At 42.9% G+C, this 12,237-nt stretch carries 10 protein-coding genes, 1 riboswitch and 1 other annotated feature; of the genes, 5 read left to right on the top strand and 5 right to left on the bottom strand.

Going from position 1 to position 12,237, the window contains the following annotated elements; all coding sequences use genetic code 11:
* Positions 1-32: 32 nt before the first annotated feature.
* From purB to mnmA, 3 genes are all read right to left on the bottom strand, one after another.
* Positions 33-1,403, bottom strand: a complete 1,371-nt coding sequence (gene purB, locus D8S93_RS05955) for an adenylosuccinate lyase (protein ID WP_005390853.1) — start codon at positions 1,401-1,403, stop codon at positions 33-35.
* 148 nt (positions 1,404-1,551) lie between these two features.
* Complete coding sequence (hflD, locus tag D8S93_RS05950) at positions 1,552-2,169, bottom strand: high frequency lysogenization protein HflD (protein WP_046874772.1); 618 nt, start codon at positions 2,167-2,169, stop codon at positions 1,552-1,554.
* Between the two features lie 10 nt (positions 2,170-2,179).
* Entirely contained in the window at positions 2,180-3,304 is a 1,125-nt protein-coding gene (gene mnmA / locus D8S93_RS05945) for a tRNA 2-thiouridine(34) synthase MnmA (protein ID WP_152812420.1), read from the bottom strand.
* 188 nt (positions 3,305-3,492) lie between these two features.
* On the opposite strand from mnmA, the gene D8S93_RS05940 reads away from it, so the two are divergent.
* Together D8S93_RS05940 and D8S93_RS05935 are read left to right on the top strand one after the other, a co-directional pair.
* Positions 3,493-3,762, top strand: a complete 270-nt coding sequence (locus D8S93_RS05940) for a hypothetical protein (RefSeq protein WP_152812418.1) — start codon at positions 3,493-3,495, stop codon at positions 3,760-3,762.
* A 117-nt stretch (positions 3,763-3,879) separates the two neighbouring features.
* The gene (locus D8S93_RS05935; RefSeq protein ID WP_005390861.1) at positions 3,880-5,184 is read left to right on the top strand and encodes an inosine/guanosine kinase; all 1,305 of its coding nucleotides are present in this window, start codon (positions 3,880-3,882) and stop codon (positions 5,182-5,184) included.
* A 128-nt stretch (positions 5,185-5,312) separates the two neighbouring features.
* On the opposite strand, the gene D8S93_RS05930 is transcribed toward D8S93_RS05935, so the two are convergent.
* Positions 5,313-5,720 (bottom strand): H-NS family nucleoid-associated regulatory protein, encoded by a 408-nt coding sequence (locus D8S93_RS05930; RefSeq protein ID WP_005390863.1) that lies wholly within the window; start codon positions 5,718-5,720, stop codon positions 5,313-5,315.
* A 582-nt stretch (positions 5,721-6,302) separates the two neighbouring features.
* Positions 6,303-6,485: riboswitch (Lysine riboswitch) on the top strand.
* Between the two features lie 109 nt (positions 6,486-6,594).
* On the opposite strand from D8S93_RS05930, the gene tet(35) reads away from it, so the two are divergent.
* The gene (gene tet(35) / locus D8S93_RS05925) at positions 6,595-8,196 is read left to right on the top strand and encodes a tetracycline efflux Na+/H+ antiporter family transporter Tet(35) (RefSeq protein ID WP_152812416.1); all 1,602 of its coding nucleotides are present in this window, start codon (positions 6,595-6,597) and stop codon (positions 8,194-8,196) included.
* 326 nt (positions 8,197-8,522) lie between these two features.
* Here tet(35) and D8S93_RS05920 read toward each other — a convergent pair whose 3' ends face one another.
* Positions 8,523-9,476: a sigma-54 interaction domain-containing protein gene (locus tag D8S93_RS05920; RefSeq protein ID WP_005390867.1), complete on the bottom strand. Its 954-nt coding sequence runs from the start codon at positions 9,474-9,476 to the stop codon at positions 8,523-8,525.
* A 365-nt stretch (positions 9,477-9,841) separates the two neighbouring features.
* Positions 9,842-9,979: a sequence feature (His leader region), on the top strand.
* 53 nt (positions 9,980-10,032) lie between these two features.
* Here D8S93_RS05920 and hisG point away from each other — a divergent pair.
* Positions 10,033-10,929: an ATP phosphoribosyltransferase gene (hisG, locus tag D8S93_RS05915; RefSeq protein ID WP_134646885.1), complete on the top strand. Its 897-nt coding sequence runs from the start codon at positions 10,033-10,035 to the stop codon at positions 10,927-10,929.
* Positions 10,930-10,934: 5 nt separating this feature from the next.
* The gene (gene hisD / locus D8S93_RS05910) at positions 10,935-12,227 is read left to right on the top strand and encodes a histidinol dehydrogenase (RefSeq protein WP_005390871.1); all 1,293 of its coding nucleotides are present in this window, start codon (positions 10,935-10,937) and stop codon (positions 12,225-12,227) included.
* Positions 12,228-12,237 lie beyond the last annotated feature (10 nt).

The following is a 12,237-nucleotide window of genomic DNA, read 5'->3' as shown; positions in this document are numbered from 1 at the left end:
AACCTTTTCAATTGCAGATAATCAAGGTGTGATTACAGCTTATCTGTCAGCTCAACCGCTTGACCAATGTAGTTTGCTGGCGTCATCTCTTTCAGACGTGCTTTCTCGTGCTCAGGGAGCTCAAGACCGTCAATGAAGTTGCGCATTGCTTCGCCGTCTACACGCTTACCACGAGTTAGCTCTTTTAGCTTCTCGTATGGCTTTTCGATACCGTAGCGACGCATTACTGTTTGTACTGGCTCAGCGAGTACTTCCCAGTTTTTATCTAGTTCAGCAAGAAGCGCTTCACGGTTTACTTCTAGCTTGCTGATACCTTTTAGCGTAGAAGTGTAAGCGATGATTGCGTAGCCAACACCAACACCAAGGTTACGTAGAACCGTTGAATCAGTTAGGTCACGTTGCCAACGAGAGATAGGCAGTTTTTGTGCTAGGTGGCCAAATACTGCGTTCGCAAGACCTAGGTTACCTTCAGAGTTTTCAAAGTCGATTGGGTTAACTTTGTGCGGCATTGTTGAAGAACCGATCTCACCAGCAATGGTTTTTTGCTTGAAGTGGCCTAATGCAATGTAACCCCAAACGTCACGATCGAAGTCAATCAGGATAGTGTTGAAACGAGCGATAGCGTCGAACAGCTCAGCGATGTAATCATGCGGCTCGATTTGTGTTGTGTAAGGGTTCCAAGTTACGCCGAGAGACTCTGTAATGAATTCTTCAGAGAACTTGTGCCAATCTAGCTCTGGGTAAGCAGAAAGGTGTGCGTTGTAGTTACCTACTGCACCGTTGATTTTCGCTAGGATCTCAACGTTTTCGATTTGCTTGAATTGACGCTCCATACGGTACGCCACGTTTGCCATTTCTTTACCCATTGTAGATGGAGAAGCAGGCTGGCCGTGTGTACGAGATAGAAGAGGAATGTCGCGGTATTCAACTGCGAGTGCTTTGATAGCGTCAATTAGGTTACGGATTTCTGGAAGAATCACTTGCTCACGTGCTTCTTTTAGCATTAACGCATGAGAGGTGTTATTGATGTCTTCAGAAGTACATGCAAAGTGGAAGAACTCATTAACAGCGTGCAGTTCAGGAACGTCTGCTACTTTCTCTTTTAAGAAGTACTCAACCGCTTTAACGTCGTGGTTAGTTGTACGCTCGATTTCTTTAATACGGCGTGCATCTTCTTCAGAGAAGTTAGCAGCAAGGTCGTCTAGGAATTGGTTAGCTTCTGCGCTGAATGCTGGCACTTCTGCAATTTCAGCAGTAGCCGCTAGCTTCTGTAGCCAACGAATTTCTACGATAGTACGGTATTTTAGTAGACCGTACTCGCTGAAAATTTCGCGTAACGCAATCGTCTTACTTCCGTAACGGCCGTCTACTGGTGAAACAGCAGTCAATGCTGACAGTTCCATGATGTTCTCCTGAATTGGGTTTCTAAATTTCGTGAGCGTTATACCAATAACTGTGGCAATTGTCACGAATATTGCGCAAACGTTTGCGCGGGATTTGTTTTATTCGAAAAAAAAGTAGCTCGCGATAAACGCGAGCTAGCAGAGTATTCTACATTCTGGCTAACAGGATTTGAGCCTGTTCGACCATTTTCTTTCGGCCAAAAATTAGATGACGACGTTTACCGCCTACTTGGCGCCACAGAACAGCACTACGAATGCCAGATAGCAGTAGAGCACGGACTTTGTGTTGGCTGGCCGTTTGTTGCAGTACAGAAGGCGTGCCTGTTACTTGAATGCGTGGTCCAATAGGGCTAACAACATCCAAGTAGATGCTCGCTAAATTGCTGATCATTTGATCATCGAGCAGTTCAAAATGCTCTGACTGACGTTTGGCCATTTGGATACGGTCACCAAGCTGGGACATGGCATCGTTGCGAGCGCTTAACTTACGTTCTAGTGCCATTAAGCTAATGATGTAACGAGTGATCTCACTGCCTGATGGGGTGCTATCAATCCCTTTAACCAGACACTCCAGACCGAGCTTTAGATCGGCTTCGCGACCGAATACGCCAACGGTGTTAGCAGGGTTTGTGTTCAAAATAGCGTTGATTGATGTTTCAAAAGCATCTTGATCACAATGCCCGTTTCTCGCAACTTGTTGAACCAAAGCGACAGCTTGGCAAATACCAGCGAAAGCGATAGTACGGTCATAAAGTGTATTCGCCACGTAACGACTCCTAAGCTTGAGAATATTTAATGCGTTGCTCGATGATGCCGCCACCTAGACATACGTCATCTTTATAAAACACTGCTGATTGACCAGGCGTCACTGCAATTTGTGGTTCATCAAAGATCACTTTAATGTTTTCATCATCGATCGGGATGATTGTACAAGGAATATCTTCCTGACGGTAACGAGTTTTCACTGTGCACTTCATAACATCGCGAATTGGCTCACGATCTACCCAGTGAAGTTGTGACGCAAGTAGACCTTCTGATTTTAGCATCGGGTGGTCTTTACCTTGGACTGCGATTAGCACGTTACGCTCTAGGTCTTTTTCACCAACAAACCACGGCTCTTCATTACCACCGCCGCCTTTACGGCCACCGATGTGTAGACCTTTACGCTGACCTAGTGTGTGGTACATCAAACCTTGGTGTTGACCGATCACTTCGCCTTCTGGCGTTTCGATATTACCAGGCTGAGCAGGAAGGTAGCGACCTAGAAAGTCGGTAAATTTACGCTCACCGATGAAACAAATACCTGTCGAGTCTTTCTTCTTCGCTGTTACTAAACCTTGCTCTTCCGCAATACGGCGTACTTCAGGTTTCTCTAAATCACCAACAGGGAAGAGGCTACGGCCAATTTGTTCGTGGCTTAGTGTATATAGAAAGTAGCTCTGGTCTTTGTTGCCATCTAGGCCACGCAACATCGCTGGTTTATCACCGTTATCCGGGAAAGAGCGACGTACGTAGTGACCCATTGCAATGTAGTCAGCATCAAGCACTTCATCAGCGAATTCTAGGAATGCTTTGAACTTGATTTCTTTGTTACAAAGAATGTCAGGGTTCGGTGTACGACCCGCTTTGTATTCAGCAAGGAAGTACTCAAATACGTTATCCCAGTATTCGGCAGCAAAGTTGATGGTGTGTAGATGAATGCCTAGCTTGTCACATACTGCCTGAGCATCAGCAAGATCTTCTGCTGCTGTACAATATTCTTCGTTGTCATCTTCTTCCCAGTTCTTCATGAACAGGCCTTCTACTTGGTAGCCTTGTTGCTTGAGAAGATACGCAGAAACAGATGAATCAACGCCGCCGGACATACCGACGATGACTTTCTTTTGGCTGTTATCAGACATTACTAAACACCACTTAAATAAACGGGATGCAGATTCTATCAGAATCCACAGACCGGTGACAGATCCGAGATCGAAATCACAATTCGTTTCGCTGCATTTTTCTTCAACAGAAATTCGAACGGGCAATTTCGCAAGTATAGAAGAGGTATATATGGCATAGTTGGCAAAAATCCAAGAGGAAAGTCCAAATGACCGAAGAAAACCAGTTTATGCAAGAAGCCGAGTTGATTGAAATTGTTGAAAACCAACTTGAGGACGGCAATCCATTAAAAGTTAAAGAGACGCTAATGCGCTTAATGATGACAGGGACACCTAGAGAAGAAGCAGTTGCAATGATGGCATGTGCCATGTCGATTGAAATTTTCGATGTGATGAAAAATGAAGGTGAGTTCAACCTAAAGCGTTACCGCGAGCACCTTGAGCAACTGCCAGATCTAAGTTTTATGGAAGGTGAATAAGGAGTCTAGAAGAAAAAAGTGGCTAGCAAACGTTTGCTATAATTGCTTTTATTGCCGCTTTATTATTAGCGGTATAGAATCCGTTCTCCTTTTCATCCCCTTACTCAGACTGACAATATGAAATTTCCTGGACAACGCAAATCGAAGCACTATTTTCCTGTTCATGCTCGTGACCCGCTGGTGAGCCAAGCACAAGAAAGCAAGAAGATGACGCGCACTCACATCATTGGTATTGACCAAACTTTGGTTGATATTGAAGCTAAAGTTACAACGGATGTGATTGAAAAGTACGGTCTGAGTAAAGGTCACTCTTTGGTTATTGATGACGAAAGAGCAGAAGAGTTGTACCAGCAACTTAAAGAAGAGAACTTAATTACCAATGAGTATGCGGGTGGCACAATTGGTAACACGCTACACAACTACTCTGTGCTGGCAGATGATCGCTCTACGCTGCTTGGAGTGATGAGTCAGGATATCAAAATTGGTAGCTATGGCTACCGTTACCTTTGTAATACATCAAGCCGCATGGACTTGAACTACCTACAAGGTGTTGATGGCGCTATCGGTCGTTGTTTCGCTCTTATTACAGAAGATGGTGAACGTACTTTTGCGATCAGTGAAGGGCAAATGAACCAACTGCATCCTGATAGCATTCCAGAAAAAATCTTTAAAAATGCATCGGCGCTTGTACTAACGTCATATTTAGTACGTTGTAAAGAAGGCGACCCAATGCCTGAAGCAACAATGAAAGCGATTGAGTACGCGAAAAAGAATGATGTGCCCGTTGTTCTGACTCTTGGGACGAAGTTCGTTATTCAAGATGACCCGAAATATTGGCAAGAATTCATTCGAGATAACGTTTCAGTCGTTGCGATGAATGAAGATGAAGCAGAAGCTCTGACGGGTGAGTCAGACCCACTTGCTGCATCTGATAAAACACTGGAGTGGGCAGATCTAGTATTGTGCACCGCGGGGCCTGTAGGCCTATTTATGGCGGGTTATACGGAAGACAGCGCGAAGCGCGAAACTTCCTTACCATTACTTCCGGGGTCAATCGCTGAATTTAATCGCTATGAATTTAGTCGTCCGGCGAAAAAAGATACATGTGAAACACCAATAAAAGTTTACTCACATATCTCGCCATATATGGGTGGTCCAGAAAAAATCAAGAATACCAATGGTGCAGGTGATGCTGCGTTATCTGCTGTTCTTCATGATATGGCGGCAAACAAATACCATAAAGAAAATGTGCCTAATTCAAGCAAGCACAGTAACGAATATTTAACTTACTCTTCTTTTTCTCAAGTATGTAAATACGCAAACCGTGCGAGCTACGAAGTTCTCGTGCAACATTCTCCCCGTTTGTCACGTGGGCTTCCTGAGCGAGAAGATAGCCTAGAAGAAGCATACTGGGAACGTTAATACACAGTAGTTTAATTAACTATTCTATAACTAAAGTAAAAGGCTCATTTTTTAATGCGCCTTTTTTATTTGTAATGAACCAAATAAAAAAGGCTCCCATTGGGAGCCTTTTAAAAAATAGCGCGGATTTAGATCAGGAAATCATCCAGAGATTTACCTGCATCAAGTTGCTCTTGAATTGCAGAAGGTGTACGACCTTGGCCTGTCCAAGTCTTCTCATTACCGTTTGAGTCTGTGTATTTGTATTTAGCTGGACGAGGTGCACGCTTCGCTTTGCCTTTCGTCTTAGTTTCGCCAGATAGCGCAGTAATAAGCGCTTCTACGTCAATACCGTCTTGAGCAATTTTCTCTGCGATCTCTGCTAGCTTAGCTTCTTGCTCAGCTTGTGCTGCACGTTCTGCTTCTTCTGCTTCACGACGCTCTTCTACAACAGTAGTTAGTTTATCTAGAGCTTCTTCCAATTGTTCTAGAGTCAGCTCACGAGAAAATGCACGAAGGCTACGGATATTTAGAAGGGTTTTAGTCAGCTCTGACATAACGATTCCTATTAAAAGGTTAATGTGTTGGGCACTTTTTATCGTTACGATTAAATAATGCCAATCTATAAATAAACAAAGAGTCCTTATATTTAACTTTATCTTTTCCTTATGTGCAAATACTAAATCAAGATTTTGTTTAAATTTAGCTATTTTTTTAAAGCAATAAATATTATTACACTCGAAATAAATCTTATTAGATGAGAATTGAAATCAACACTCGTTATTGTATAGAGATAGAGCTAGCTTGGTTTTTATAAAAAAAGTTGAGTTATTACTTAAAAATATGAAGCGTCCATCTTTGATGGAGTGTCATATATCCTTAATTTATTGATACAAGATAAACCATGATATTTTTAAGGTAGTAATAATGTTTCATAAATAACAAAATTGATGTGATTTCAGTTGCACAAAACTAACTTGAAGTAGACAAGGTTTATAAATTATCTCAGTCATTATTTATTTGTTTAATTTAGTTTGATGTGTTGCATTGACTCTCATCATAAGTACAATGGCTGCTACCTGATGCAATATTGCAGACAATTTGTTGTTAATTTGTACAGTTAGTGGTTAATTGTTTGTTGTTGCCGTAGAGGCGCGGTCTCGAAGAGTAGCTATTATTGGGGTGATGCCAATGAATAATAGTGGAAGGCGAAGATTGCCGAAGTAAGTAACTCATCAAAGTTACTTGCTGGGGTTGTATCTGAAAGGAACAACACTGCCATAGTATATATTCACATTAAACTATGGAGCGCTACTGTAGGGTTGGGTGGAGTGTTCGCTTCCCTGTCGCTAAGTTCAACATGAGCACGTATCGTATGCTACGTGACTTGTCTGCAGTAGATCTCTAGCCAAACTTTGGTTTTTGAAGATCATGAATTTAATAGATTTTTCTAGTTCTCCTGTTTCATTATTGCCACCTATTGTCGCTTTGACTTTGGCGATTCTGACTCGACGTGTATTAGTTTCCTTAGGTGTAGGTATCGTGCTGGGTGCGGTTCTACTTAATAGCTGGTCTATCGGTGATACCGTTAGTTATGTGAGTTCTCAAGTTTCTTCTGTCTTTATTGAAGATGGCGGAATTAACACTTGGAACATGAGCATTGTTGGTTTCCTAATCTTATTAGGTATGACAACTGCATTATTAACGCTATCTGGTGGTACTCGTGCATTTGCCGAATGGGCACAATCTCGAGTAAAGAGTAAACGCGGCTCCAAACTTCTTGCTGCCTTTTTAGGCGTATTCATTTTTGTCGACGATTACTTTAACAGTCTTGCTGTTGGTGCCATTTCTCGTCCAGTAACCGATCGTTTTTATGTGTCTCGCGCGAAGCTTGCATACATTCTAGACTCAACTGCTGCACCAATGTGTGTGATCATGCCTGCTTCTAGCTGGGGTGCTTACATTATTACGATTATCGGCGGTATCTTAGTCTCACATGGGATCACTGAGTATTCGGCTCTTGGCGCGTACGTTCGTCTTATTCCAATGAACTTTTACGCAGTTTTTGCACTGCTTATGGTGTTTGCTGTGGCATGGTTTGGCCTCGATATCGGTAAGATGCGTGAGCATGAAATCTCTGCATCTCAAGGCCGCGGCTTTGATAAAGACAAAGAAAACGACTCGCAAGAAGCGCATGATCTAAACGAAGAGCTAGATATCCGTGAAAGCGAAAAGGGTAAAGTGTCAGACCTGGTACTTCCTATCGTGACGCTGATTATTGCGACTATCGCTTCTATGCTTTACACGGGGGGCCAAGCATTGGCTGCTGACGGCAAAGAGTTTGCGCTTCTAGGTGCGTTTGAAAATACAGATGTAGGTACATCACTAATCTACGGTAGCTTGCTTGGCTTAGCAGTTGCACTGTTTACTGTTGTGAAGCAAGGTCTTCCAATAGGTGAAATTGCACGCACACTTTGGATTGGTGCTAAGTCTATGTTTGGCGCGATTCTAATCCTAGTATTTGCTTGGACTATCGGTTCGGTTATCGGTGACATGAAGACGGGTTCTTACCTTTCTACAATGGCTCAGGGCAATATCAATCCACATTGGCTACCGGTTATCCTATTCTTGTTGTCTGGTCTAATGGCATTTTCAACAGGTACTTCTTGGGGTACGTTCGGCATTATGCTTCCAATCGCGGGTGATATGGCTGGTGCAACCGATCTTGCGCTAATGCTCCCAATGCTAAGTGCAGTTTTAGCCGGTGCCGTTTTTGGTGACCATTGTTCACCTATCTCCGATACCACTATTCTGTCGTCGACTGGTGCACGTTGTAATCATATTGATCACGTATCGACCCAGTTGCCTTATGCATTGTCCGTGGCGCTAGTTTCCTGTGTTGGCTTCATTACTTTGGGGATGACTGCGTCAATTGCATTCTCATTCATCGCTGCATCAATCACATTTATTATTGTATGTGGAGCACTTTCTTGGTTGTCGAAGTCTAAAATGGCATCGTGCCAAAATGTCTAGTACAGCTCAGTATTTTTAATAAAGAGGAAGCTCCGCTAAATTTAGCGGAGCTTTTTTTTAACGCGATTTAGGTGAGGGGGGCAATCGCGTTTTTGGGGATAATCGTTTCGTGTTAAAAGCGAGCTATTTGTGTTCTGAGCACTCCTTTCTGTGCTGTGATAGAAAATCTATCAACCGACTTCTTCTTAGCTCTAAGCAAAGACTATGCCTAGTTTAAGTCGTTGATTTTAAAGGCGGTAATATCAAGAGGTTTATGATGAGGGGCTAAGTAAATGATATATGATGAGTTGTCTGTTACACAGTGTCACGTTACACCTGTACAGCAACTAAACATTTAAGTTGTATTTCTTTATTAGACGATAAAGCGTTGTTCTTGAAATACCAAGATGACGTGCAGCCGCACTCATATTGTGCTTATTTTCTTCGATAGCTTGCAGTAGGTAGTCGAGATCAATTTGGTCCACTGAAGGGAGTAATTGCCTTTCATTATTATCAAGGCCCAAGTCAGCGACGAGAAGCGTGTGATCTTCACACATGACAATCGCTCGTTGGATTACATTTCGTAGTTCTCTTACGTTACCTGGCCAACGATGCTTGAGGAGCTTGGCTTTCACTTTATCCGACATTTTTTGTACCTGACCATGAGACAAATCTGTTAAGAAGTGTTCTGATAACATAAGGATATCTTTCCCACGCTTTCTCAGTGGAGGAATAGTTAATGGCAAGATATTAAGTCGATAGAATAAATCTTCACGGAATCCACCTTGTACAACCTCATTTTTCAAATCCACGTGGCTCGCAGCAATGACTCTGCAGTCCACGTCAATGAATTTATCAGCGCCGACTTTATGGATTTGCTTACTCTCTAAAAAGTGCAGAAGGTGGATTTGTAGATCCGGCGGCATATCACCAATCTCATCTAGGAATAGGGTACCTTTATGCGCTTTTTGAATAAAACCGATACGATCTGAAATCGCTCCTGTAAATGCTCCTTTTTCGTGACCGAAAAGTTCTGACGCAATAAGACCACTTGGAATTGCGCCGCAGTTAACTTCAACAAAAGGTGCCGAGTGTCTGTTCGACAACTGATGAATAAGACGAGCACAGAGACCTTTGCCCACCCCTGTTTCACCCTGAATGAGTACTTCAGCATCACATTGAGCGTACTTTTGGATTGCCGTGCGAAGTTCTTGGATACATGCACTATTGCCGATTAATGGGTATAGTGTTGTATCGCTGAAATCCACAGCTTGTTTGTTACTACCGTTACGCAGTTTCATGGTTAATCACTATTTTTTGCCCCACTAAAATAATAGTTTTGAATGAGTCGTCTCAAACGTGAGCGGATGTCTCTTTATTGAGAATGATGTCAATTACTAAGGGCGGTGAGATCTAAATAGTTGTTTTGATGAAAATTCATACTATTCTTCTTTTTCTTTAAGAATAGGGTTGAATAGAAACTTAATTTCTACCCAGATACTCAACTGAAATTAAATTTAAATCCTTTAAAATCAAGTAATTATAAAAAATAGTTAGAAAATGCTAAATTCAGTATTGAAAAATATAGAATCCTTGGTTAGTGTGGTTACTAACGAAGCAACTCAATAGAGCCTTAAATAAGTATGCGTAATTTTGTAATGAACATTCATCACCATCATCACCCAATCTAGTCTTTCGGGCGATGCACGCATACCCGGGAGGCAGGAAACTCCCGGAGGTGAAATCAAAGTAAAAGCAGATTTTAAACCCTCGCGAGACTCCAATCTCTCGAGGGTTTTTTAGTTTTATTAATTCAAAAATTACTTAGATATCAAAATCTTGCACAGGGAAAAAGCAATGCAAACACAACGCTTAAGAATCGCAATTCAGAAAAAAGGTCGCCTTAGCAAAGAGAGCCAAGCTCTGCTAAAACAGTGCGGCGTAAAATTTAATGTAATGGGTGAGCGTTTAGTGGTTCACTCGGAGAACATGCCAATTGATTTGCTTTTGGTTCGTGACGATGACATCCCTGGTCTGATTATGGATGGTGTTGTTGACTTAGGTTTCATTGGTGAAAATGAATTGGAAGAAGTTCGTCTAGATCGTAAAGCCCTGGGTGAACCATGTGAGTTTGTACCACTTCGTCGACTTGACTTTGGCGGTTGTCGCTTGTCTATCGCTATCGACAAGGATGAAGAGTACAACGGTCCACAAGACTTAGCTGGTAAGCGTATTGCCACAACTTACCCTCAACTCCTAAAAGCTTACATGGATGAAGCAGGTGTTCCATTCTCCACATGTATGCTAACTGGCTCTGTAGAAGTTGCACCTCGCGCAGGTCTAGCTGACGCTATTGCTGATTTGGTATCGACTGGCGCAACGTTAGAAGCGAATGGCTTAAAAGAAGCGGAAGTGATCTTTAAATCTAAAGCGACGCTGATTCAACGTATCGGTGAGTTTGATGCAGACAAAACAGCACTGATTGAAAAACTACTGACTCGCATGCAAGGCGTACAACAAGCGAAAGAGTCTAAGTACATCATGCTTCACGCACCAGCTGAAAAGCTCGATCAAATCAAAGCACTACTTCCTGGTGCTGAGGATCCTACGGTTCTTCCTCTCTCTGCAGATAAGCAGAAAATGGCTGTTCACTTAGTGAGTTCTGAAAACCTGTTCTGGGAAACCATGGAACAGCTAAAAGAGTTAGGCGCTAGCTCAATCCTAGTGCTACCAATTGAAAAAATGATGGAGTAAACATCATGAGAACAGTCGTTTGGCAATCTTTAAGTGAAGAGCAGCAAGATTCGATCTTAGAACGTCCTGCTATTGCAGAAGGTGCAAATATCACTGCAGCAGTGTCTGAGGTTATCGCTAAAGTTCGAAATGAAGGCGACTCTGCTCTCAACGAGCTGACAGAAAAGTTTGATCGCGTTAAACCTGAGTCCATTCGTGTTTCTTCTCAGGAAATTAAAGCCGCTTCAGAGCGCTTGTCTGAATCAATGAAAAACGCATTAGAGCAAGCTTATGCCAATATTTCTAAATTCCACAAAGCGCAAAAGCCACAGCCAATTAAAGTCGAAACTCAACCGGGTGTGCTTTGTGAACAGGTAACACGTCCAATTCAAAAAGTGGGTTTGTACATTCCTGGTGGTAGCGCGCCATTGCCATCGACGGTTTTGATGCTTGGCGTGCCTGCGAAAATTGCTGGCTGTCGTAAAGTTGTGCTTTGCTCTCCGCCTCCAATCGCTGACGAGATCCTTTACGTAGCAAAATTGTGTGGCATTGATGAAGTGTACAACGTCGGTGGTGGTCAAGCTGTTGCTGCAATGGCATATGGTACAGAGACCGTATCAAAAGTTGATAAGATTTTTGGCCCGGGTAACGCTTACGTGACGGAAGCAAAGCGTCAGGTGAGCAATGATTTCCGTGGCGCAGCGATTGATATGCCAGCGGGTCCTTCGGAAGTTCTTGTGATTGCGGATGAAACAGCGGACCCAGATTTTATTGCGGCGGACCTTCTAAGTCAGGCAGAGCATGGACCTGACTCTCAAGTTGTACTTGTGACGCCATCAGCCATTATTGCAGATCAGGTGACAGATGCCGTTCGTCGTCAATTGAAAGAGTTGTCTCGTTCAGAGATTGCAGAAAAAGCGCTCGCATCGAGTTTAATCATTATTGCTGAATCGATCACCCAAGCGATCTCTATTTCTAATTATTATGGTCCTGAGCACTTAATTGTTCAGACTAAGAACCCACGCGAGCTTCTGCCTCTATTAGACAACGCAGGTTCGATCTTCCTTGGGGATTGGTCGCCTGAATCTGCAGGTGATTACGCATCGGGCACTAACCACGTTCTTCCTACTTACGGTTACACACGGACATATTCAAGCTTAGGTTTGGCTGATTTTTCTAAACGAATGACGGTTCAAGAGCTTTCAGCTGACGGTCTTAAAAATCTTGCGCCAACGGTTGTCACCATGGCTGAAGCAGAAGGTCTGGACGCCCACAAACGTGCTGTTACTATCCGTGTAGAAAAATTAGCAAGTAAGTAAGAATAAGAGA

The organism is Vibrio sp. VGrn 2 (assembly GCF_009361695.1).
GTDB classification, from domain to species: domain Bacteria; phylum Pseudomonadota; class Gammaproteobacteria; order Enterobacterales; family Vibrionaceae; genus Vibrio; species Vibrio diabolicus.
Note: the sequence above shows the minus strand (reverse complement) of the source record. Positions and strands in the feature narration are given on the sequence as shown.

Bases quoted from the DNA above. Each gene is read 5' to 3' on its own strand.
- D8S93_RS05920 (WP_005390867.1), bottom strand. From the start codon at position 9,476: ATGAAACTGCGTAACGGTAGTAACAAACAAGCTGTGGATTTCAGCGAT.
- mnmA (WP_152812420.1), bottom strand. From the start codon at position 3,304: ATGTCTGATAACAGCCAAAAGAAAGTCATCGTCGGTATGTCCGGCGGC.
- D8S93_RS05935 (WP_005390861.1), top strand. From the start codon at position 3,880: ATGAAATTTCCTGGACAACGCAAATCGAAGCACTATTTTCCTGTTCAT.
- purB (WP_005390853.1), bottom strand. From the start codon at position 1,403: ATGGAACTGTCAGCATTGACTGCTGTTTCACCAGTAGACGGCCGTTAC.
- hisD (WP_005390871.1), top strand. From the start codon at position 10,935: ATGAGAACAGTCGTTTGGCAATCTTTAAGTGAAGAGCAGCAAGATTCG.
- hisG (WP_134646885.1), top strand. From the start codon at position 10,033: ATGCAAACACAACGCTTAAGAATCGCAATTCAGAAAAAAGGTCGCCTT.
- D8S93_RS05930 (WP_005390863.1), bottom strand. From the start codon at position 5,720: ATGTCAGAGCTGACTAAAACCCTTCTAAATATCCGTAGCCTTCGTGCA.
- D8S93_RS05940 (WP_152812418.1), top strand. From the start codon at position 3,493: ATGACCGAAGAAAACCAGTTTATGCAAGAAGCCGAGTTGATTGAAATT.